Below are 22,625 nucleotides of genomic sequence, written 5' to 3'. Positions count from 1 at the left end.
GAACGAAGAGGACTTGCATGCAGCAAGTCCTCTTTTCTCATTTCTCCGATCCGAGCGCAACGCCGCGGATGAAGCTCTTCTGGAAGGTCAGGAAGAACGCGATGAGCGGCACCGACGCCACCGTCCCGCCGGCCATGGCCAAACCGTAGTTGATCGACAGGTCCTGGCGAATCAGCCCGGATACGCCGAGCGGCAGCGTCTTCATCGTGTCCTTCTGCAGCACGATCAGCTGCCAGATGTAGTCGTTCCACTCCGCCATGAAGGCGAAGATCGCCAGCGCGCCAAGCGCGGGAGCAATGAGCGGCACGACGATGCGGAAAAAGATGCGCAGCTCGCCCGCGCCGTCGATGCTGGCTGCCTGCAGCAGCTCGTCCGGAATATAGCGGACGAACTGGCGGATCAGGAACACGCCGAACGGATAAGCGAGTCCCGGCAGGATCAGGCCGGTGTACGAGTCGAGCAGGCCCCAGTCGGAGACGAGCCGGTAAAGCGGAATAAGCGTCACCTGCCGGGGCATCATCATCGTGGCAATAATGAAGAAGAACAGCACATGGTGGCCGGGAAATGTTTTCTTCGCGTACGCATAGCCCGCCATCGCGCAGAACAGCACGATGAACAGGACGGAGACGCCGGCGGCGTACACGCTGTTGAACAGCCAGCGCAGCGTCGGCTTCTTGTCGAACAGCTCCGTGAAATGCTGCATCGTCACCCGATGCGGCACCCATTCCGGCGGCGTCGCCCACAGCGACAGGTTCGGCTTGAACGAGCCGGTAATCATCCAATAGATCGGAAAAATCATCAGCACGGCGGCGGCGCCGAGCACGACGGGTTTGACGATATCGGCCGGTTTCATTCGCATTGGCTATCCTCCTTCTACTCCGTCTTCGGCTTGAAAAATTTCAGCTGCAGCAGCGAAATCGCCATGATGACGACGAACAGCACGATGCTTTGCGCAGATGCCAGGCCGAACTGGATCGAACCGAATGCGGTCCGATAAATCGTAAACACGAGCGTTTCCGTGCTGAAGAACGGCCCGCCGCCGGTAAGCAGCTGGATGACGACAAAAATCTGGAACGTGGCGATCGTCGTCGTGATGATGACGAACAGACCGGTATTGGCGATCATCGGCAGTGTGATATGCACGAATCGTTTGAAAGGGGTAGCGCCGTCGATGGCTGCCGCCTCGTAGTAGTCTTTCGGAATCGAATCCATCGAAGACAGATAAAGAATGACCGGCTGGCCGATCGACCAGCTGATGACGACGACGCACATCGAAGCGATGGCGAGCGACGGCGTGCCGAGCCATTCGGTCGGCTGTTTGCCGAACAAGGACACGATGTAGTTGAGCAGCCCCGAATTCGTGTTGAACATCCACGCCCACACCATCGTCAGGACGACGGGCGTACAGATGGTCGGCAAATAAAACAGGATGCGGAAGAGCGATTTGGCGCCGCTGCGCATGTGCTGCATGATGGCGGCCAGCGTAAACGAAACGATGACGATGACGGGCACGATGATAAGCACGAATACGAACGTATTGCGGACCGAATGCAGGAACGTGTCGTCCTGGAAAATCGTGCGGTAGTTGTCCAGGCCGATGAACTGGCTGGCGCCGATGCCGGCGTTGTAGAAGCTCAGCTTGATCGTGTCGAACAGCGGATACAGGAAAAATACGAGCGTAAGCAGCAAGTTGGGAAGGATGAAAAAATATCCCCACAGGTAGCCCTTCCATCTGCGCGACGGCGCCAGCGAAAATCGGCGCCCGGCGTGCGTCGCGAGCAGGGCCGCATCCGTTTTTGGCACAGGCTCACCCTTTCTGTCATCTGTCTGGCGAAGCAAACCGCCCGCTTGCGCCGAATGACGGGCAGGCAGGCGGCCGTGTTGGCGGTTGGTCTTATTTGGGCGCCGATGCGAGCAGCTTGTTCGCCTTGGCCGTATAGTCCTCGACGGCTTGCTGCGGCGTCATCTTGTCGAGCAGCGCCGCTTGCAGCGCCGGGAACCAGAGCGCGCGCGCTTCGGCGTACATCGGCGACGTTTTGCCGAGGTTGGCCGACGGCAGCGCCGGAATCAGCTTGTTGATTTCCGCCATGTCGGCGTAAGGCGCCGGGTAGGAGGAAGAAGTGCGGGCCGGAATGAACGAACCGGATTTGGCCAGCAGCTTCACATTTTCGGAAGTCGTCATGTATTGCAGGAACTCCTTGATCGCTTCGCGCTTGTCCTTGTCGGTTTGCTTGAACACGGTGTAGCCGGCGACGGCGACCGGAATTTTCGGCGTAACGCCGTCCTTGTGCACCGGCAAAATGCCGTACAAGTCGATGTTTTTGCTGACCGAGCCGTCCTTCTGGCCGGCGTCGACCAGGCTGTACAAGCTTTGCGCCCACGGCATCATCGCGATTTTGCCTTGCTTGAACAGCTCCAGCGCGTCAGTCGCCTTGAGCGTGGCCGGTCCCGGCGCAACGACGCCTTCCTTGGTCAAATCTTTGAACAACTGGATCGTATCTCCGGCTTCCTTGTATTTGCCCATTGTCACTTCGGTACTGTCGGCGTTCCACTGCTCTACTCCCATGCCGTACAGGTACATCAGGAACATTTCATCGGCTTGCTCGTTGCCGGCGAACATCGTGGTGCCATACACGCCGCCGCCGTTCACTTTGCGGATGGCGTCCTTCCATTCGTCGAAGTTCCAATCGCGGTCTTTCGGAATGAGGCTTTCGAGACCCTTGTCCTGGAAGATCTTCTTGTTGATGAACATGTATTCGGCATTGACCGTAAGCGGAATGCCATACAGCTTGCCGTCCTTGGATGCGATCGACAGCAGATCCTTCGAATAGTCGGCTTTGTCTTTTTCGATGAAGTCGTCCATCGGTTCGTTTTTGCCGAATTTGACGTATTTCATCAGGCGGCGGTCGAGCGCGTCGAGCAGGATGTCCGGCGGATTGTTGCCGGCAAGGGCGACCGTCATTTTCTGCTCGATGGCGTCGGAGGCGACGAGCTGGAAGTTGATTTTGACATTCGGGTGCGATTTCTGGTACTCGTTGATTTTCGCTTGTTCCCAGTCGCCGAAGTTCGGGTTCGGTATGCTGCCTTCCACGTTTTTGTACGCCGGGGTCGTCCAGTATTCGATTGTGACGTCTTTCTTCGGCGCCGTGGAAGCGGGCGCCGCGGAAGCCGCTGTTGACGGCGCTGCGGATGCGCCTGCGGAGCCGCTCGTATCGTCTTTTTTGGAGCAGCCCGCGATTACGGTCGTGGCCAGCACGGCAAGTGCCAGCGCCGTTTTCGTCATTCGTTGCATAGTAACCCTCCTGATACGGTTGTCATTTCGTTCCCCGCGGGGGACAAATTCATCATAAAACTTTACCGGTGGGAAAACCTTAAAAAAAGGCGGCAGCAGCTTGAAAAAATCCATTTGCATGCAACCGTCTCCCGAAATGAGCAGATTGGAATACTTGTTGCGAAACGGAATATAGATACTCCTTCCTCCAGCCGGTATGATAGGGCTACCATGCAAAGGAGGAAAATGACGATGCCCAATATTGGAGCGACAGGATTCATTCTCATTATTCTGGTGGCCTTATTGTTGTTCGGGCCAAGCAAGCTGCCGGAGCTTGGACGCGCCTTCGGACGTACCTTGCGGGAGTTCAAAAGCGGAGCGAAGGAACTGATCGGCGATACGAACGAGGCGAAGGACACTCTCGCCGTCTCCTCCGTTCAAGTTCGCGCGGATGCGCCAAATGAACGGAAAACGGTGGATTGATGTGCGGTCGGCAAAATGCCCGTTGACGACAGACGGGAGGTCGGACGATGAATCAGACCTTTGCCTCCCTGACTGACCATTTGCTGGAGCTGCGCAAGCGGTTATTGTGGGTTTTGGCTGTGATGACCGTTTCCATGATCGCCGGGTTTTTCTTCGCGCGAAGGCTGATCGTTATACTGCTTCATGCGAAACCCGCCGCCGGGATGGCCTTTTCGCTGAATGCTTTTTCCCCATGGGATTCGGTGCGCATCTTCGTGCAGGTTTCATTTATCGCCGGATTATGTTTCGCATTGCCGTTTGCGTTGTTTCAGCTTTGGCTCTTTGTTAAACCGGGATTGACCGAGCTGGAGCAAAAGGCGACCCTGCGATACATACCGGGCGCATCGTTCCTTTTTTTAGCCGGAATCGCCTTCGGGTATTTTGTCATATTTCCAATGGCTTTCCGTTTCACGATCGCCGTGACGCAAAGCCTCGGATTGACGGAAACTTACGGGGTCGCGCAATACTTTTCCTTCCTGTTCAATATCGTCTTGCCGATGTCGCTGTTGTTTCAGCTTCCCGTTGTGGTCATGTTCCTGACCCAAATTCGACTGATTAACCCGATGCGGTTGAAGAAGCTGCGCAAGGCGGCCTATCTGCTGCTTATCATTATCGCGACATTCGTTACGCCGCCCGATCTGATATCGGACGTTCTTGTCGCGGCCCCTCTCATTCTGCTCTATGAGGCGAGTGTGCTGCTGTCGGCCCGATTGTATCGCAGGCAGTTGGAGCAATCGCAGGAGAAGGAGCCCGGCTTCGGTGCGGACCGCACCGCATGGGGAGCGGAATAGTCGCGGCTGAAGCAAGAAAAAAGAAGTCGCTCAGCGACTTCTTTTTTCTTGCTGCGAAGATGGCTATTATGGGGTGCCCCGGCAAAACAAGCCATGCTTTACCGGCTATTTCGCTCCGGTTGCTTCGGAGGAGGAGACAAATTCCTTATCACGTACTTTACCGTAAAAGAGGTCCCACCAGTCGGGAGATTCGTTCACGTACGCGGGTCGCCGTTCGGCCAATTTCCCCCATGCCTCTTTGGCGGCATCGATCGTTCGTTGTACGTCTCCGAATTGCGGAACGATCCATTTGCGGCCAATCTGCGCATGCAGCACTTCATCCGCCCAGTCATAATCGTGCATGGTCATGGCCAGATCGTAGCCGGTTTGTCTGGATGTTTCCCATTCGTACTTTTTGCCGGTGTCGCCGGGCATCAAGCCGAATTCGATCTCGTACAGGATCGCATGGCGTTCTTCGGGGGTCAACAACGTATTCAGCTCCAGGGAGAAGTTGATCCGGATGGGCAGTTTGGTGAAATCGACGCCGTTCTGGAGGAAGGCGACTTCCCCCATCATGGAGTGGCGGGCTTCATCCCAAATTTGCCGGCCCATGTCAAGGTAGTACTCCCAAGGCTTATTCGGCGTTTGGGCCACAATGGAGCATTGCATCTCCGGCACGTCGAGCTCGCGCAGCCGCTTGTAGAACAGCGCCCACACGCGTTCCTTCGGATCCCTGGCTCGGTCCCGGTAGATTTCGTCCGCACTCAGCACGCTGTTGTAGAGGTCGGAGAATCGGCTGTCCCGCCGGGGAACAAGCTGCAGCTCGAACGGGTCGGCGGAACGGAGCGTACGCTGCGCGGGAGCGGGCGGCGCAGGCTCCGTTCCGAGTAAACCGCCGGCCTGCCCCAGGCATGCCGCAAGATGAGCGACCCATGCCGCGGTTGGTTCCCGTTCGCTATCCGACGCCTGCAGCGCTTCAACCGCCGGGTCGAGCCAGTCGAGCATGTCCTGCTCTTCGAGCGCGACGAACCGCATCACCCGGTATGTCGGGTGGTCGATCAACGGGTTGGACAAGCGGCGATGCTCCGCGTATGCTTCAAGCAGCGCTTGGCGAAAGAAGCGTATGCCTGCCAGCAGCTCCAGCGTCGTGTCGGCATGCAGCAGCTCGTCCAGAGCGGTTTCCAGCTGCGGATCCGGCACTTTGTCCATGTGCAGCGGAGGCTCCCGCATTTCGGAAACGCGTCGTCTTAGCGCCGCCGCATGTTCGGCATCCAGCCACAGATGCAAGCTCATTGCGCCCTTGACTTCCCATTCCGGCGTGCGGCACATATGGCGGACCATCGTATCGTACAGTCTCTTCTTGACATAATGGATGCGCTTCAGCATCGTCACATTGTCGTCCACCGACAGTCCGGCGGCAGCCGCCTCGCGGACGGTGCACAACCCGGCCAGATTGGGGATCGATTGTTCGCAGTTCATCTTCAGCAAGCCTCCTCGCAACAGGTAAAATAGTTTTTATGTTTCCTATCGTACTGCTGCGGCATAGAAACCGCATCGCACAATCGGACTGAATAGTTGCGATTTTCGCTTATTTTGCCAGTGGGGAGTGACGCCTGTGGAGAGACCGGCTACGCTCGGAGAAGCGTTGTTCGTGCCTTATGTGCGCCAAGCCGATTACGCCAATCGTTTGCCATGGTCTTATGGGGAAAGGAGGCTGCTGGATTATTTGCTCGTTTGCATCGAGCAGGGGCATTGCCGCTTTACGGTGAATCGGCAGGCATACGACCTGAAACCGGGCGATTGCTGTCTCGTGCAGCCGGGCGATTTGATCTTGCTCGAGGGGTTGACCGAAACACGGACGCCGTTCGCCCATCTGGATTTCTTCTACAATCCGATGAGGGAGCGGTCGTTTCCGACCAGCGCGGGCATGACGCGTCTCGATTCCTACGGCCATCTGCTGCAGCCGCGGTTGAACGACTATCCCGGCATCGGGATTCCTCCCGTGTTCAAGCCTGCATCGGCGTCCGTCTTCGCCGGCAAGCTGCAGCGATTGATCGGTCACTGGCGGGAGGGCACCGTGTCCGGCATGATCGAGGTCCAGCGAATGGGGCTCGAGCTGTTGCTGGAGCTGCTCCGCTCTTATGGACCGCAGCCGGGAGCGGGCGGCAGGGAGGCGCCATCCGCCATGCTGGAGCGGGTGCTGTCCTATGTATCACTGCATCTGGAAGAGCAGGTGACGGTCAAGACAATGGCGGATCTGGCGCACTTGTCGCCGTCGCGGTTCACTGCCGTATTCCGGGAGCGATACGGCACGTCTCCTTATCGCTACTTGGTGCGGCTGCGGCTGGATCGGGCGGCGGAATTGCTTCGCGCCGAGCCGGATACGCCGGTCGGCCTCGTCTCCGAATACTGCGGCTTCGCCGGCATGCAGCACTTTTCGGCGGCGTTCAAGCTGCGCTTCGGGGTAAGTCCTTCCGCATACCGGCAGTCAAGTCTGGCGGCAGAAGGCGCATCGATGGCGCGGGAAGCTTATTCGCCCGGGGCGGCAGGGCGCTTCTTGCGGTATTCGCCCGGGGACAACCCGAACTCCTTGCGGAACACGGTGGAAAAATAGTTGGAATCGTCGTAGCCGACCGCTTGTGAAATGTCCGTTACTTTGCGGTCGGTGTTGCTGAGCAGGATCGCCGCCTTCTCCATGCGCACCTTGGTCAGGTGGTGGATGTAGCCGTGCCCGGTTTCCCGCCGGAACAAATCGCTGAAGTATTTGGCGTTCAAATAGACGTGAGCGGCGGTGTCCTGCAGGCTGCAGCGCTCCATGTAATGGCGCTCGACGTATTCGAGCGCGCGCTCGATGACGCCCGGCGGCTTGCGCTCCGCAAGCCGCGTCAGCACGCCGGCGAAACGGGCCGTCTCCGCGCGCAGCCAGTTCGCAACCGCAGCCGCGTCCGACAGCAGATGCAGCGCGTCGATTTCGCGGTCGAGGTCGAAGGCGTAGCCGGGAGCGTCGAGATGCTTGCGCGCAATCGCTTGCAGCGTGACGCCGCAGGCGAGCGCTTCGATCCGCGCTTCGTCGAGCGGCAGCCCGCCGACTTCGCCGGCGACGGCCTCCATGTCGCGCAGCAGCAGCTCCGTCTGGCCAAGCATGATGAACGCAAGGAACCGGCTTTCCAGCGTTTGCAGCTTGGCGTAGCCGAGGGTGAAAGCACGGGGCGGGTCGGCTCCGTCGCTCTCCCGTACGGCGCGCGCCCCGGGCGCTTGCGTTGGCGCATCCGCCGCGTCCACAGGCGCCGGCAGCCGATCGAGCCGATCGATCGGTCCGATGTTGTCGCAGGAAGTCGCAATCCCCAGCAGCTCCTTGATTTTGCCATCGATTTCGACGAACAGGTGCGCCGGAGGCAAGCTCCGGTAAGGCGCCAGCAAACGGCTGTAGAAGACGGCGAAGCAATCGTGGCGGATCAGCACGACGCGGGTGAATTCGTAATAGCTGTCGGCGATTTCCTGGATGATGTTGCCGATCGCGAACTGGAGGATGACGAGGTCCGCCGGCTGGTACGATTTGCCCGCCGGGGCGTAGTCCTGCACCCGGACCAGGCCGAGCGTGCTGCCGGCATAAAGCGGCTGAAGCCGCTCCACTTGCCGGGGATCGCAAGGCAGCCGGTAAAACAGCGCCCGAATCGTCGCCTCTTCCTGCGCGCGGGCTTCCGCCTGACGGTTCCGTTTGGCCTCCGACAGCCGGTTGTGCAGCCGGCGCAGGATGTCGCAGACATTCTCCTCCGGACACGGCTTCAGCAGGAAATCAAGCACGCCGAAGCGCAGCGCCGCCTGGGCGTATTCAAAATCTTTATAACCGGTCAGGATAACGACCATCGTCGGCTTCTTCCGGTTGTGGATCGCTTCGGCCAGCTCGATGCCGCTCATCCGCGGCATGCGCACGTCGGTAATGACAAGATCCGGCTCCGCCGTTTCGATCGCCTCGAGCGCTTCCTGGCCGTTGCTCGCTTCGGCGACGACGCGCCATCCGGTTTCGTTCGATTCGATCATTTTGCGCAGCGTTCGGCGTACGAGCGACTCGTCGTCGACAATCAGCACCGTTCCGATCATTCGTTCGCCTCCTCTTGTTGTTCGTAAGGCAGATGCAGGCGCATCAGCGTGCCGCTGCCGGCTTCGCTGACGATCTCCAGCCGGTGCGGCGGACCGTGCAGCAGTTCGATGCGGCGAATGACGTTGCGCAGGCCGATATGCGCCCGGCCGCGTCCTTCGGGGATTTCCTCCGCCCAATGCGGCGGCATGACCGTATCGATCGGCGCGGCCGGCATGCCGCAGCCGTTGTCTTCGATTTCGACCAGCAGCATGCCGTCCTTGGGGTATACGCGAATGGCGAGCATACGCGCGCCGGTGATGTCGCGGAAGCCGTGCACGAACGAATTTTCCACCAGCGGCTGCAGCAGCAGCCGCACGATGCGGCAGCGAAGCACGCTTTCGTCCGCTTCGATGACGATGTGCAGGTTGTCCTCGTAGCGGGCTTGCTGCAAGGTCAAATAGTGGCGCAACTGCTCGAGCTCGGCGCTTACGGTTGTCTGCGACGTGGCCGGTTCGAGCGCGTAGCGCAGCATGCTGGACAGATGGACGATCAGCGCCGCATTCTCGCGGTCGTCCTTCAGGTAGAGCCTGCTGTGGAACATGTCGAGCGTGTTGTGCAGGAAGTGCGGATTGAGCTGCGCCTGCAGCGCGGTCAGCTCGGCCTCCCGTTCGCGCAGCTGCTTCTCGTACACTTCCTTGATCAGCGATTCGACGTTGTCGACCATCGCGTTGAAGCCTTCGCCGATAAAAGCGAGCTCGTCCTTCGTGCGCACGCGGATGCGCGTGCCGAGATGGCCTTCCTGCACGCGCCGCATGCCGCGGACGACGTCGCGCAGGGGCAGCAGCAGGCGGTGGATCGTCGGCACGACCGACAGCCCGGCGATGAGAATGCTCGCCAGCGCGCCGGCGATCGCCACCTGCAGGAGGATGCGGCTCTTCCGGTGCAGCTCGTCGATGGAGATGCGGCCGATGACGCGGAATTTCGTTTGCTGCGCGGTCGCTTGGGTATACAGGTAAGCGGCGTGATCGACGCGGTAGCGCCCGGTTTCGCCGATCGACTGCAGCAGCGGCAGGTCGATGCCGGCTTTATTTTGCAGCGATTCGTCGGTGTAGATCATCCCGCCCATTTTGTCGAGGACGTAGATTTGCCCGCCTTTGCCGCCGATCACTTTGTTCAGGTCGTTGCTGAGGATGCCTTCGTTCATCGCCAGCACGAGGATGCCGTATTTGTTGGCGCGTTGGTCCTTCATATATCGGGCGGCGATCACGACCGGGCTGTTGTTGGAGAAGCCGGTGTAAATGATTTTGTCGTCGAAGGCGGAGCCTTTGGCCCATACCAGCTCGCCGTCGGATCCGGCCAGCAGTTCGTCCAGCCGGCGGGCGATGTTGTTGCCGAAATCGTAAGGAAGCATGGAGCCGCTTGGCATGAAATAGTTGCCTTTGAAATCGTATAGATACATGCCGACCAAATTCGGCACGCTGTACAAATATTGGTTCAGGATTTGCGTCAGTTGATCGCTTGCGACGGAAGACAGTTTTTTGCCCGCGTCCTCGTAGGTGACGGCCTCGATAATTTCGCTGTTGAACACCATCTGGTTGGATACCCGGTAAATGTCCTGCAGCCGCAAATCGACGCGTGCCGCCACCTGCTGCACCCGCTGCGCGAATTGCTCGCTTACTTCCGTTTCGGATATTTGCAGGTGGAGCCGGTAGGTTACATATGCGGTTGCCGAAATGGTCGCCAGCAGCACCAGCGACAAAATCGCGATAAATTTTCCCGTCAGGGTGCGGCGAAGCCCAAGCACACGCTGCACGATCGTCATAGCCATCACTCCAGCTCCGGTGAGATGTACCCTTACTATAGCCTACGGCCATCCGATTTGGATAGATGGACAGTATGGATCGGCGCTTCCTGCAAGCTCAGGGCGATCGGCCTTGAACATGTGACGGAACCTGCAGCCCTTATTTGTCTCCTGGAGTCGCTTTTATCGGAGGGACGGAACTCACAGCCGCTATTCGATGAAAACACACCAAGATGAGGCGAAACAGGCGAAAATAAGAGCGCTGTGTTCCGTCTAGCATCAAAAATAGGTCGCAATCTGCGAAATAAGAGCGGTGAGTTCCGTCCCTCGTGCATTCAGGGCAATAAAAAAATCTCCCCTCGAGAGGGAGATCTAAGTAGTAACCTTTTTTATCGCCTGATCAAGGCGCTTCACCGACAGCCGCCGGCAGCTATCCTCAGTCCCCCTGCTCCCATAGCTTGAACAGCGCCTGCGTGCCTTTGTCGGCGTAGCCGAGACCGGCAAGTCGCCGATACAGCGATTCCGCCAGCGTCAATCCCGGCAGCTCGAGCCTCATCTCACGCGCCGCTTCGAGCGCGATGCCCATATCCTTGATGAAATGCTTCACGTAGAAGCCGGGCTCGAAATTGCCGCCGATGATGCGCGGACCGAGATTGCTCAGCGACCAGCTTCCCGCCGCACCCGACTCGATGCTCGCCAGCACCGTCTTCGGATCGAGGCCCGCCGCTTCCGCGTAAGCGATCGCTTCGCAGACGCCCATCATGTTCGAGGCGATCGCGATCTGGTTGCACATCTTCGTGTGCTGGCCGGCACCGGGCCCGCCCTGGTGCACGACGTTCGTCCCCATCAGCGCGAACAGCGGCCGCGCCGCTTCGAACGCCGACTCGTCGCCCCCGACCATGATCGACAGCCGCCGCTCGCGTGCGCCGATATCGCCACCGGACACCGGCGCGTCGAGCGCCCGCTTTCCTTGCGCCGCCGCGGCTTCGGCGATGCGCGCGGCGAGCAGCGGGCTCGACGTTGTCATGTCGATCAGCAGCGCGCCTTGCTTCGCTGAGGCGACAAGCCCGCTTTCGCCCAAATACAGCTGCTCCACGTCCTGCGGATAGCCGACGATGGTAATGATGACGTCGCTGGCCACCGCGAGCGACGCCGGGTCGTCATGCCGCACGGCGCCGCGCGCAACCAATTCGTCGGCCTTCGCCGCCGTCCGGTTGTAAACGTGCAGCGTGTAGCCCTCGTCCAGAATGTGCCCCGCCATGCTGCGACCCATGACGCCGAGGCCGATGAAGCCGACGGCTGTCGTTTGCGGCTGCACCGCCGCCAATGCCTTGTTTTCCAACACATGTATCCCTCCCTGTCCAGTTAGGACGGTGTCCAATCGGATCTTCTTGCAGTCAATAATCGCGATCGCCGCAATCGCTGATGTCGCGTTCGAGCGCGGCGACCATTCGTGTGGCATGCTCTTTTTTGTCGTCGAAGCCGAGATCTTCACGGCGGTGGATCAAGTGGACTTTTTTCTCGAAATCGATCAGAAGCCGCGTTGCCGGTACAATGCGGTCGAACGAAACCGCGGGGACGACGATGCATCCGTCCGAATCCGCATGGATCAAATCTCCGGTCCGCACCTTCATGCCGCCGATCGTTACCGGCTCTCCGAGTCCGCTCCATTCGTACGGATCGTGGAAGGCGGCGCTGCCGGAGCCGAACAGCTTGAAGCCTTGCGCCGTAATACCTGCAACATCGCGGATGGCCCCCGAGCTCAATAATCCGATACATCCGACTGTCAGAAATATTTTGGCCATGCCATCTCCGCACACCGCCCCGGCGCGGTTGTCGTGCTCGACCGCTTCGATCACGCATACTTTGGGGACATCGCTTCGGCTCATCATGGCGAGCATGTCCCAGAACATATCCATATTGCCCGAGCCGGCGGGATTCGTACTGCACACCTTGATCGTGACTGCCTCGCCGACCATGACGGGCAAGCCCGGTGTCATACATCGCAACGAGCTGTTCGCGTAGCCCGGCGAATAGCCCAAATAGCTCGCGGCGTCGGCCACGGCGGGCGTCGGAAATTCCTGAAGCTGTTGAACGAGTTTGCGCGTTGCCGTCATAATGATCACCTTATCCTCATTTTGATGGAATCATTCGTGTCACTCGCCCCTGATTATATACCAACCGGCAGGGTTCATTAATAGCGGAATTCGTCGTCATTTTCGATAATGTGAGCAAAAATCATAACCGGTCGCGCCATGCGGGCGAGGCAGCTTCATAGCCGTTCTTCCCTGTAAGACGTCGGGGAAACTCCCGTCTTGGCTTTGAACGCGTTACTGAAGTTGCTGACATCGCCGTAACCGACTTTGGCCGCGATGGCGGTGACGGGGAACCGGCTGTTCGCAAGCATGTCTTTGGCGATTTCCATGCGGGTTTCCAGCAGCTTCCGCTTGAACGACATACGGTAATTTTTCCACAATATCCGGTTCAACTGGCTGTGGCTGACCGCCAGATTGGCCGCCAGCTCGCGGGGAGTAACCGCCCGGCCATAGTGTTTGGCGAAAAATTGTTCGATGGTTTCGCTTCGTTCGTCATCCGGCGTCCTGACACGGAATGTAGTGTACATTTCCTTCCGCACCGGAACGGAGCGGAGGATGTTCAGCAGCAGGAGCGCAAACAACGATTGAAGCCGCGCATAATAACCGAAGCTGCGCTCCCGGAACGCGGCATGGATGTCGGTGATCAGCGATCGTATGCCGTATTCGTCGCGGGCCGCGAACCAGGAGATGCGTTCGAGCAGCTTGACGAATTCCGCGGATTCGCCTGGCGGCGCGTCGGCGTCTACCAGGCTGGAACGATAGTAGTCGAACCTCAGGCAATATTTACGGATCGGTCCTTGTTCGGGAACCTTCTGGGTGTGATAAATTCCAGGCCCGATGATGCACAGGCTGTCCGGGGGCAGAGTAATTTTCTCCTGGCCGATTTGCAGCTCGGCGCTGCCTTCGAGCATAAAGTGGGCTTCGAATGCGGCATGATTATGCTTAGCAGCAAAAAAATCGCCTTGATCGTTAAAGAAGTTGTCGTTGATCATCACGTCGAACACAATATTGCCGATTCTGACCTTCAGGTTGATGGGGCCGATTCCTTCGTAGGCGACCATAGGCTTCCTTTCGCTGACCGCAGAGTAAGGGATAGGATCAGTATAAAGCTGTTTGGCTTTCCGGTGTAGTCAAAGATGGCTGAGCCGGAGTTGCTGCGCGAAGTCAAACGCGCACCGGGGGAGAGAATGCCGTGCTGACGCTCCCGTATCCCCGGCACGTCTATTCGGTCTGCGGCCCAATGGACTTGCGCAAGTCCATCGCCGCTCTCGCCGCTCTTGTCCAAGAGGGCTTCGGGTTGGATCGGTTTGCGCCCAGCCTCTTTGTGTTCTGAGCAATCGTACTGCCTGTGGCTGTGCCGAACCGGCTTCTCTCGGTTAGGGACTATTTGATGCTTATTGGCATCGATTAATAAAATCATTACCGCATTGGGCCGTTCCCCAGGCTCAATCGGCAATGATTTTCACCGCTTGCGCCGGGCCATCCTCGCTGATTGGCATCGATTAATAAAATCATTACCGCATTGGGCCGTTCCCCAGGCTCAATCGGCAATGATTTTCACCGCTTGCGCCGGGCCATCCTCGCTGATTGGCATCGATTAATAAAATCATTACCGCATTGGGCCGTTCCCCAGGCTCAATCGGCAATGATTTTCACCGCTTGCGCCGGGCCATCCTCGCTGATTGGCATCGATTAATAAAATCATTATAATGGGGGAAAGCCTGCGAGAAGGCAAGGAAAGCAAAGGGAGGAACAAAGATGGGAGCAGGAACGAACGAGGGGTACCAGGTGAAATGCCCCTATGTCCGGTATGACGAAACGGTATGGTCGCAGCTTGAGTCGCTGCAGCTGGCGGATGTGGTGACCGGAGGCGAGGTGGCCGAGCCGACTTCCGTGCGCGCGTGCTGGGATGACGCCAACGTATACGTGAGGTTTGACTGCCGGGACGGCTACGCGGTATCGCCCTATACGAAGCGGGACGAGCCGCTTTACGATCATGACGTGGTCGAAGTGTTCATCGACGAAGCGGGGGAAGGAACACGGTATTTGGAATTTGAAATCAGCCCGTTCAACGTATTGTTCGACGCGATCATCGACAACAACAACGGCGAATTGACCATCGGACTCGAATGGGACGCCGAAGGCTGGCAAACGTCCGTCCGCGAGGATGGAGAGGGCAACCGGATTTACGAACTGGCGTTTCCGCACGGCACCTTTACCCGGAAACCCGCAGAAGGCGTGCAGTGGCGGGTAAACTTCTACCGGATCGACGAGGAGCCGGGCGGCAAACGCCACTACCAGGCATGGTCGCCGACCGGGATCGAACGCTTCCACGTGCCGGCGCGTTTCGGCACGCTGACGTTCGTGAAGTAAGCGGCTGGACGGCGCGGCGGACATTCGTTCCGGTTGTCCGGCCGCGCCGGGCCGTTCCCCGTAAGGCGCATGCCACCCGCGCTTGGAGCCAGATGCTGCAATGCCCACGCGACTACCCGATCTCCCCGGAAACCAGCTCCATCGTTAACTGCCGATGAGCGATATGATTGCCCATCAATTGCATCTTTCCTAATCGGAGCTAGTAACGGATGGGAAAAATATTTGGCATGAATTTGTTTAAATTCCCTATTATTCCTCAATATCCCAATGCTAGAATGGACAAGGGGACACGCTCACATGGATAACCCCGGAAGGGCAGGCGGGCATGAAGGATATGGAGTTGGAAGCAAGGATGCAGGAGGCAGAAGGAGCGGACGGCATTCATCAGCCACACGACAAAGGGTATAAATATTTGCTGTCGAGCAAAAAGCTGTTTCTCGAGCTGCTTCGCTCTTTCGTCAGCCGGGAGTGGGTGGAGCAGATAGCGGAATCCGATCTTACGGCGCTCGACAAGTCGTTTATTTTGCCCGATTTCAGCGAGAAGGAAGCAGATCTGGTTTACCGGTTGAAGACGAAGGAGCAAGATGTTATCTTTTATGTATTGATGGAAATGCAATCGACGGTCGATTTTCAGATGCCTTATCGTCTGCTGCTCTACCAGGTGGAAATTTGGCGCGACATCCGCAATAATACGGATCCGGACGCTGCCGCGCGCAAATCGTTCAAGCTGCCGGCGATCGTGCCGATTGTCCTGTACAATGGAGAAGCGCCTTGGACGGCGAACACCACTTTTCGCGGCGGTATTGCCGGGGACGGCCGGTTCGGCGACGAACTGCTCGACTTCAGCTATTTGCTCATCGATGTGCAGCGGTATTCCTACTGGAGCAGCGCGCCGATGAGGCGCAACTGATCGCCAGGTTGCGCCGGCTGATGCAAACGATGAGCACGATGCCTGCCGACTCTTTGCAGCGTTTTGCGACCTGGTTGTCGCGCGTGCTCGTCCGTAACGTGCCACCGGAGAAACGGCGGGAAATTGAGACGATTCTCTCGTCCGTCAATACGAAAGGGGTGAAGGCGATGATGTCCAATCTGGAGCGAACGCTCGACGAAATTGTCCGGAAGCGGGAACAGCAAGGGATCGAACGCGGCTTCGAGCAGGGGATCGAGCGAGGCATTGAGCGAGGCATTGAGGATACGAAGCATCAGGTGGCTCGGTCGCTGATCGGCAAAGGGATGGACGACCCGTTCATCACGGATGTGACCGGTCTGTCGCTGGAGACGATCCGCCGGCTGCGCGACTTGCCGCAATAAAGCTCATGCTCCTTCCACAGCAAAATGGCTCGATTTTGCCCAAAACGGCTACCCGTTCCGGTAATGGAAGGTGAGCCGTTTTTTTGTGTCAGGGGCTCCTGTAAAGTACCTGAATTCCGAGCGTTGAGCGGATGAAACGGGGGGATGGGCGGTGGAGCTCGCGTATCGTGTAAACGACGTTTGTCAGGTTGAGGAAGTGGAGGACGTGTTCCGCGCTTCCGGCATCCGCCGGCCGATCGGCGACGCGGAACGCATCGCCCGTATGATCGCGCATGCCGATGTCATCGTCACCGCAAGAGACGGCGGACGACTAGTCGGCTTGCTGCGGGCGCTGACGGATTATTCGTATTGTTGCTACATCTCCGATATTGCGGTTGACGGCGCGTATCAGCGAATGGGAGTAGGCAAACGGCTGCTGGAGCTGCTGCGGCACGAACTGGGCGAAGACGAGGTGCAATATGTGCTGACGTCGGCTCCGGGCGCGGTCGGATTCTACGAGAAGCTGGGCTTCGAGCGGGCCGACAAGGCATTCGTCATCCGGCGCAAACGAAACACGTGAGCCCAGTGAAATAGGCCATAAAAAATGGCTTATTCGCCTCATTTTGCGCGGTCCGGCGAAAATAACCAGTGCAAACGCTGGCTATTTTCGTCAAATCGCCCCAAAATCGAACACAACAAAGAAATAGCCAGTGAAATCACTGGCTATTTCTTTGCAACCGGCCATTTTCTGTGAAATAGCCCACAAAAAATGATTTATTCCCGCGCTGTCCGCTGCGGCTGCGTCAATAGGCGCGCGCGTATTGGCGCGGCGGCTCGGCCTTGGCCGCCGACACGGCCTGGGTCGCGTGCAGCGCCCAGTACGGATCGCGCAGCATGCCGCGCGCCACCGCGACGAGGTCGGCATCGCCGTTCGCGACGGTCGCCTCGGCCAGTTTCGGGTCGTCCAGCAGGCCGACCGCAATAACGGGAACGCCGAGCGCCTGCTTGAAGGCGCGCGCGAACGGCACCTGGTAGCCGGGATAATTGCCCGGCTTCCGAACGCCGGCCGGGCCTTCGCCGCCGCTGCTGACATGGAACATGTCGACGCCGGCGTCCTTGTACCGCCGTGCAATATCCAGGCTGTGCGGCAAATCGTAGCCGCCATCCATATATTCCACTGCCGAAATGCGCAGCTGAAGCGGCATGCCGGCCGGCATTTCGCGTTTGACGGCGGCTATCACTTCCGTGCCGAACAGCGCCAAATCGCGCCCGTATTCGTCCGTCCGGTTGTTGATGGCCGGCGAATGGAACTGGTGGATCAAGTAGCCGTGAGCGCCGTGCAGCTCGATCGTGTCGACGCCGGCGGCTACCGCGCGCCGCGCGGCTTCCCCGAACTTGGCCACGAGTGCTTTCACCTCGGCGGTTTCCAGCGCGCGCGGCCGCCGCGAATCGGCGGTGACCGGGATGTCCGACGGGCCGACAGGCACCGCGGCATCCTCCGCCTTGCGTCCGGCGTGGGCGATTTGGATGCCGATTGCGGCGCCGTGCTTGTGCACTTCGTCCACGATGCGGCGAAACGCCGGAATATGATCGTCCGACCATAACCCGAGGTCATAATCGGAAATACGGCCGTCCGGCTCCACATCGGTCATCTCGATAATAATCAGCCCCGTCCCGCCAACCGCGCGCGAGACATAGTGCACGAAATGCCAGTCGTTCGGCGCGCCGTCCTTGGCGCTGACGGAATATTGACACATCGGCGCCATGACGATGCGGTTTTTCAGCTGCAAATCCTTGAGCGCAAACGGTGAAGACAGTCTCTCCATCAAACAGGGCTCCTTTACCGAAAAAAGTTTGGTTTTCTCATCTGCCCCCATTATAGCGGAAGTCAATTCATTTATGAAAGTAGTGATAAAAAGTTAATCTAGTTTCCGTTTGGGAAGTAATGTGCTATCGTAGTAGGAAAGGCGCCGCTCAAAAGGCAGCTTGCGCCAAACGGCGGTTTATTTTGCATCGGGGTGAAGGGGGACTGACGGGATGGGGGAGACGCTGGGCAACGCGCAGCAAGGCAACGCGGAACCGATCGCCCTGGCGAGAAGCGTACCGGGCGACGCGTGTCCGATCGAACGCGCGCTTGGCATCATCGGCAGCAAATGGACGTTTCTGATCGTCCGCGATCTGCTGCTGGACGGCACGCTTCGTTTCGGCGATCTGCTTCGTTCGCTCGAAGGCATCAGCCCGAAGACGCTGTCGTTGCGGCTGCGCGAGCTGGAGGAGGCGGGGATCGTCACCCGCACTGTATATCCGGAAATTCCGCCGCGGGTCGAGTACGCGTTGACGGACAAAGGCAGGCAGCTGGAGCGTATTTTCATCGAGTTGAAACGGTACGGATTGACGCTTGACGGCGCAGAAGGGAAACGAACCGCCAACGGCGAATAGAAGTTTATGTGAATGTTTACATCTAAAGGAGGCAGCGTTATAAATGGTGCTTGAGATCAAATTTGTGGAAAAACCGGCCTTTCGCGTCGTTGGGTTGACCGAGTCGATCGTCTTCGATTCGCAAACGCCGCCGCCTTCGAACTCGATCGCCAAGCTGTGGGCCCGTTTCGGCAAACGCATACCGGAAATCGCCGGCGAAATCGGCTCGCGCAGCTTCGGTCTGATGCTGCAAAACCCGGCGAATGAATCTTCCATGTGCTTCGACTACACCGCCGCCGTTCAAATCGGGCTCGACGACACCGCGGTGTCCGACGTTTCCGTGCCGGAAGGGCTTGTCTGCATCGACGTGCCTGCCGCGCGTTATCTCGTGCTGACGCATCGCGGCCACCTGGACGGGCTCGGCGAATCGTTCCGATACTTCTGGGGCAACTGGCTGCCGAACCATCCGTTCGAATACGATGGCGGCGTCGCCACGGGCAAGTATGAATTTGAATTTTACGACCAGCGGTATACAAGACCGGACGACCCGAACAGCGAAATCGATCTGTATTTTCCGATCCGCGCCAAATAACGGCGATGGGCGAAATCCGGCAGGCTGTGTTATTATAGGGACGAGTTCACAATGAATACATAGTATACAATATACGAGAGGCAGGAAGGTACGCATGTTCAAGCTGCAATTAAACGGCGCCTGGCAATTCCGCCGAACGGACGAAACAAGCTGGCGGCAAGGCCGGGTGCCGGGCACGCTGTTGTCCGATTTGCTGGCGCTCGGCGCCATCGAGGATCCGTTCTACCGGGACAACGAAGATGCCGTGCTGAAGATGTTCGACGACGATTACGAGTATGCGCGCACGTTCCAGGTTTCGGCCGATTTGCTCGCTTGCGACAAGCTGGCGTTCGTGTTCGAAGGGCTCGATACGCTCGCGGATGTATACGTGAACGGCATCCATGCGCTGTCGACGGACAATATGTTCCGCACGTACGAGCTTGACGCCCGAACGCTGGTGCGCGAAGGCGACAACGAGCTGCGCGTCGTGTTCCGCTCGCCGGTCAAGTACATGCTGGCGAAGCAGGCGGAGAAGCCGCTGTTCGGCATCCCGATGGTTGTGCCGGGCTACACGCATCTGCGCAAGGCGCATTACATGTCCGGCTGGGACTGGGGCCCGAAGCTGCCGGACTGCGGCATATGGCGCAGCGCCAGCTTGTGCGGCTACCGCACGGCGCGGCTCGCCGACGTTTCCGTGCGCCAGCGCCACGAAGGCGGAGCCGTTTCGCTGCAGGTGGCGGTCGCCTCCGAGCGGTTCGACGACGGGGCGGCGCTGCAAGCCGTCGTTGTCGTAACGGCGCAGGACGGATCCGTGGCGGCCGAACGTACGGTCGAGCTTGACGGCTCGGGCGCGGCCACGGCGGACATCGCGATTGCCGAGCCGCGGCTGTGGTGGCCGAACGGCTACGGCGAGCAGCCGCTGTACGGCGTGGAAGTGCGGCTGCAAGCGTCGTCGTCGGCCGGGACGTTGGACGAACGGCGGTTAAGCGTCGGTTTGCGCACCTTGACCGTCAACACCGAGCCGGACGAATGGGGGCGCAAGTTCGCTTTCGAAGTGAACGGCGTCGCCGTCTTTTCGATGGGCGCCGACTACATTCCGGAGGACAACCTGCTCGGCCGCACGTCGCGGGAGCGTTCGGAGCAGCTGATCCGCGACTGCGTGGCGGCGAACTTCAACACGATCCGCATTTGGGGCGGCGGGCTGTATCCGGACGACTATTTTTACGAGCTGTGCGATCAATATGGGCTGATCGTCTGGCAGGACCTGATGTTCGCCTGCGGCGTGTACGACTTGAACGAATCGTTTGTCGCCAACGTCAACGTCGAAATCGCGGACAACGTTCGGCGCATCCGCCACCATGCCTGTCTGGGGCTCATCTGCGGCAACAACGAGATCGAAATGTTTTTCGAGGACGGCCGGATCGCCGACACGGACGAAAACCGCACGTCGTATATCGACTTCTTCGAGCGCGGCGTTCCCGCGACGGTGGCCGAATTGGCGCCGGACACGTTCTATTGGCCGGGTTCGCCTTCGTCGGGCGGCGACTTCTTCGAAACGAACGGCGAAAACTACGGCGACGGCCACTACTGGGAAGTGTGGCACAACAACAAGCCGTTTACGGAATACCGCAAAACGTATTTCCGCTACATGTCCGAATTCGGCTTCGAATCGCTGCCGCACGAGCGGACGATCGAGTCGTTTACGCTGCCGGGGGAACGCAACCTGTTCTCCTATGTGATGGAATGCCACCAGAAGAACCCGTCCGGCAACCAGAAAATATTGATGTATCTCGGCGAAACGCTGCAATTCCCGCGCGATTTCCGCTCGCTCGTATACGCGTCGCAAATTTTGCAGGCGGAAGCGATGCGCTACGGCGTCGAGCATTGGCGGCGCAACCGCGGCCGCTGCATGGGTACGCTGTATTGGCAATTGAACGATTGCTGGCCGGTGTCGTCGTGGGCGAGCATCGACTATTTTGGCCGGTGGAAGGTGCTGCATTATGCGGCCAAACGGTTTTACGCGCCGGTGCTGCTGTCCGCCAGGGAAGAGGGGACTCGCGTGGAGCTGCACGTGACGAACGAAACGAGGCGCAGCTTCGCCGGCACGGTGCGCTGGTTTCTGCGCAGCGCGGACGAGCGGCAACTCGCCAGCGGCACGGCGCCGGCCGCCATCGGCGCGCTTGCGACGGGGGAAGCGGCGGCGCTTGATTTTGCCGGGCAGATCGCCGATGTGAAGGAAGCGTATTTGCAGTACGAGCTCGCCGGCGAGGACGGCGCTGTTGTGTCCAAAGGCACGGTGCTGTTCGTGCCGGCCAAACACTTCAGCTTCCGCAAGCCGCACATCGCCGCGCAAGTGGCCGAAGCGGACGGCCTCGTCAGCATCCGTGTCGGCAGCGACGCGCTGGCGAAGTTCGTCGAACTGGAGCTGGACGGACAAGATGTCGTTTTCTCCGATAACTATTTCGATTTGTCCGGGGGCGAGTCGGTTGTCGTCACGGTGCCGCGCGACCGGCTGCCCGCGTCGTGGACGACGGCGGATATCACGGCGGCGCTGCAAGTTCGCAGCTATTGGGACACGTACGCGGTGGAGTAGTTGTTGGGAACGCGCTTGATAGCCGCTGTCGGGCGCGTGTGTCAATGAATAAGCCATGTTTGATTGGCTATTTCGTCAAAAATGGTGGGCAGTAACGAAATAGCCAGTGAAATCGCTGGCTATTTCGCTGAAAAGTTCGAGTTTGCGGAGATTTGGCCGGAATAGCCAGTGTTTTCACTGGTTATTTGTCATGAGTAGAGGGAAAACAGGCAAATAAGCCATTTTTCATGGCCTATTTCGGGCCAGTCGTTGCAGCAAGGTCCGCCACTGCCCTACGACAACTCCTCCCGACGCCGCGGCTGAAGGTTTTCAGCGTGGAGAGGCATTTTCTAAATATGCATTTACAGGAATATTCCTTTCGTGGTATATTCGTGAGGTGAAATCTCACAACGCGAAAGGGGATACGATTCGTGAAAAAATGGGTGTTTCGTATTTTGCAAGGGCTGCTGGCGGCCGGGTTCCTCATGGCGAGCATGTCGAAGTTTTTTATGGGCACGGATGAGGTGAGGAGGCTGTATACGGAGCCGCTTGGGTACGCGCCGGGGTTCATGTACTTCATTGCGGCGGTGGAGCTGCTGGCGACCGTGTGCCTGATTGTCGGCTTCCGAAATGTCATCTTGACTGTTCTGGGGGCGGGGGCCCTGATCGTTGTAATGGCCGGCGCCTTCGTCTCCGTCCTGGTTTCAGAGATGGGCTTTGGCGAAGCCTTGTCGCCGCTCGTGGGGCTGATCGTCGCGCTGGTCATCTTCTTCGGGAAGCTCCGCCCCGCCGCCGCGCGCCTAAAAAAGCCGCAGGCAGCGTAAAGGCCGACGCGGAGCGGCAAAATGCGGCAAAGCCCC

General features: G+C 58.8%; 22 protein-coding genes. 12 read left to right on the top strand and 10 right to left on the bottom strand.

Annotation, left to right across the window (positions count from 1 at the left end; all coding sequences use genetic code 11):
• Positions 1-37: 37 nt before the first annotated feature.
• From EXY20_RS10325 to EXY20_RS10315, 3 genes are all read right to left on the bottom strand, one after another.
• Positions 38-859: a carbohydrate ABC transporter permease gene (locus tag EXY20_RS10325; RefSeq protein WP_135550514.1), complete on the bottom strand. Its 822-nt coding sequence runs from the start codon at positions 857-859 to the stop codon at positions 38-40.
• 14 nt (positions 860-873) lie between these two features.
• A complete protein-coding gene (locus tag EXY20_RS10320) occupies positions 874-1,803 on the bottom strand; it encodes a carbohydrate ABC transporter permease (protein WP_135550512.1) in 930 nt (309 codons plus the stop codon).
• A 91-nt stretch (positions 1,804-1,894) separates the two neighbouring features.
• The gene (locus EXY20_RS10315; RefSeq protein ID WP_167859139.1) at positions 1,895-3,292 is read right to left on the bottom strand and encodes an ABC transporter substrate-binding protein; all 1,398 of its coding nucleotides are present in this window, start codon (positions 3,290-3,292) and stop codon (positions 1,895-1,897) included.
• A 231-nt stretch (positions 3,293-3,523) separates the two neighbouring features.
• Between EXY20_RS10315 and tatA the strand changes: the two genes are divergently transcribed.
• Together tatA and tatC are read left to right on the top strand one after the other, a co-directional pair.
• Complete coding sequence (gene tatA / locus EXY20_RS10310) at positions 3,524-3,754, top strand: twin-arginine translocase TatA/TatE family subunit (RefSeq protein ID WP_135550508.1); 231 nt, start codon at positions 3,524-3,526, stop codon at positions 3,752-3,754.
• 47 nt (positions 3,755-3,801) lie between these two features.
• Positions 3,802-4,584, top strand: coding sequence for a twin-arginine translocase subunit TatC (gene tatC / locus EXY20_RS10305; RefSeq protein WP_135550506.1), 783 nt, complete (start codon positions 3,802-3,804; stop codon positions 4,582-4,584).
• A 105-nt stretch (positions 4,585-4,689) separates the two neighbouring features.
• On the opposite strand, the gene EXY20_RS10300 is transcribed toward tatC, so the two are convergent.
• Positions 4,690-6,042, bottom strand: a complete 1,353-nt coding sequence (locus tag EXY20_RS10300; protein WP_135550504.1) for a hypothetical protein — start codon at positions 6,040-6,042, stop codon at positions 4,690-4,692.
• A 136-nt stretch (positions 6,043-6,178) separates the two neighbouring features.
• On the opposite strand from EXY20_RS10300, the gene EXY20_RS10295 reads away from it, so the two are divergent.
• Positions 6,179-7,177, top strand: a complete 999-nt coding sequence (locus EXY20_RS10295; RefSeq protein WP_135550502.1) for an AraC family transcriptional regulator — start codon at positions 6,179-6,181, stop codon at positions 7,175-7,177.
• Here the strand turns inward: EXY20_RS10295 and EXY20_RS10290 are convergent.
• From EXY20_RS10290 to EXY20_RS10270, 5 genes are all read right to left on the bottom strand, one after another.
• A complete protein-coding gene (locus EXY20_RS10290; RefSeq protein ID WP_135550500.1) occupies positions 7,093-8,664 on the bottom strand; it encodes a response regulator in 1,572 nt (523 codons plus the stop codon). The two genes, EXY20_RS10295 and EXY20_RS10290, sit on opposite strands and share 85 nt — an antisense overlap.
• Positions 8,661-10,472: a cache domain-containing sensor histidine kinase gene (locus tag EXY20_RS10285; RefSeq protein WP_135550497.1), complete on the bottom strand. Its 1,812-nt coding sequence runs from the start codon at positions 10,470-10,472 to the stop codon at positions 8,661-8,663. The genes EXY20_RS10290 and EXY20_RS10285 overlap by 4 nt, the downstream gene beginning before the upstream one ends.
• 409 nt (positions 10,473-10,881) lie before the next feature.
• Positions 10,882-11,790 (bottom strand): NAD(P)-dependent oxidoreductase, encoded by a 909-nt coding sequence (locus tag EXY20_RS10280; RefSeq protein ID WP_268966188.1) that lies wholly within the window; start codon positions 11,788-11,790, stop codon positions 10,882-10,884.
• A gap of 52 nt (positions 11,791-11,842) precedes the next feature.
• The gene (locus tag EXY20_RS10275; RefSeq protein WP_235885628.1) at positions 11,843-12,562 is read right to left on the bottom strand and encodes an RraA family protein; all 720 of its coding nucleotides are present in this window, start codon (positions 12,560-12,562) and stop codon (positions 11,843-11,845) included.
• A 155-nt stretch (positions 12,563-12,717) separates the two neighbouring features.
• Positions 12,718-13,602 (bottom strand): helix-turn-helix transcriptional regulator, encoded by an 885-nt coding sequence (locus tag EXY20_RS10270; protein ID WP_135550490.1) that lies wholly within the window; start codon positions 13,600-13,602, stop codon positions 12,718-12,720.
• Positions 13,603-13,733: 131 nt separating this feature from the next.
• Here EXY20_RS10270 and tnpB point away from each other — a divergent pair, with 131 nt between their 5' ends.
• The 5 genes from tnpB to EXY20_RS10245 all read left to right on the top strand — a co-directional run bounded on the left by tnpB (position 13,734) and on the right by EXY20_RS10245 (position 16,784).
• Positions 13,734-13,874 (top strand): IS66 family insertion sequence element accessory protein TnpB, encoded by a 141-nt coding sequence (tnpB, locus tag EXY20_RS40620; RefSeq protein ID WP_135550488.1) that lies wholly within the window; start codon positions 13,734-13,736, stop codon positions 13,872-13,874.
• Between the two features lie 425 nt (positions 13,875-14,299).
• On the top strand, positions 14,300-14,914 hold the full coding sequence (locus tag EXY20_RS10260; protein WP_135550486.1) for a carbohydrate-binding family 9-like protein: 615 nt from the start codon (positions 14,300-14,302) through the stop codon (positions 14,912-14,914).
• A 325-nt stretch (positions 14,915-15,239) separates the two neighbouring features.
• Positions 15,240-15,824 (top strand): Rpn family recombination-promoting nuclease/putative transposase, encoded by a 585-nt coding sequence (locus tag EXY20_RS39800; protein WP_135550484.1) that lies wholly within the window; start codon positions 15,240-15,242, stop codon positions 15,822-15,824.
• Positions 15,825-15,844: 20 nt separating this feature from the next.
• Positions 15,845-16,225 (top strand): RpnC/YadD family protein, encoded by a 381-nt coding sequence (locus tag EXY20_RS39795; protein ID WP_135550482.1) that lies wholly within the window; start codon positions 15,845-15,847, stop codon positions 16,223-16,225.
• 151 nt (positions 16,226-16,376) lie between these two features.
• Positions 16,377-16,784, top strand: coding sequence for a GNAT family N-acetyltransferase (locus tag EXY20_RS10245; protein ID WP_135550480.1), 408 nt, complete (start codon positions 16,377-16,379; stop codon positions 16,782-16,784).
• Positions 16,785-17,007: 223 nt separating this feature from the next.
• On the opposite strand, the gene EXY20_RS10240 is transcribed toward EXY20_RS10245, so the two are convergent.
• Positions 17,008-18,030, bottom strand: coding sequence for an NADH:flavin oxidoreductase/NADH oxidase (locus tag EXY20_RS10240; RefSeq protein ID WP_135550478.1), 1,023 nt, complete (start codon positions 18,028-18,030; stop codon positions 17,008-17,010).
• Between the two features lie 211 nt (positions 18,031-18,241).
• On the opposite strand from EXY20_RS10240, the gene EXY20_RS10235 reads away from it, so the two are divergent.
• From EXY20_RS10235 to EXY20_RS10220, 4 genes are all read left to right on the top strand, one after another.
• Positions 18,242-18,643 carry a winged helix-turn-helix transcriptional regulator gene (locus tag EXY20_RS10235; RefSeq protein WP_135550476.1) on the top strand — a complete coding sequence of 134 codons (402 nt, stop codon included), beginning with the start codon at positions 18,242-18,244 and terminating at the stop codon, positions 18,641-18,643.
• Between the two features lie 43 nt (positions 18,644-18,686).
• Positions 18,687-19,214 (top strand): GyrI-like domain-containing protein, encoded by a 528-nt coding sequence (locus EXY20_RS10230; protein WP_135550474.1) that lies wholly within the window; start codon positions 18,687-18,689, stop codon positions 19,212-19,214.
• 94 nt (positions 19,215-19,308) lie between these two features.
• The gene (locus EXY20_RS10225) at positions 19,309-21,786 is read left to right on the top strand and encodes a beta-mannosidase (RefSeq protein WP_135550472.1); all 2,478 of its coding nucleotides are present in this window, start codon (positions 19,309-19,311) and stop codon (positions 21,784-21,786) included.
• A 410-nt stretch (positions 21,787-22,196) separates the two neighbouring features.
• On the top strand, positions 22,197-22,589 hold the full coding sequence (locus EXY20_RS10220) for a DoxX family protein (protein ID WP_135550470.1): 393 nt from the start codon (positions 22,197-22,199) through the stop codon (positions 22,587-22,589).
• The last annotated feature ends 36 nt before the right edge of the window (positions 22,590-22,625 follow it).

Origin of the sequence: Paenibacillus cymbidii (assembly GCF_004764705.1) — a bacterium.
GTDB classification, from domain to species: domain Bacteria; phylum Bacillota; class Bacilli; order Paenibacillales; family NBRC-103111; genus Paenibacillus_AN; species Paenibacillus_AN cymbidii.
The sequence above is the reverse complement of the archived record's forward strand: the minus strand, read 5'-3'. Positions and strand labels throughout refer to the sequence as shown.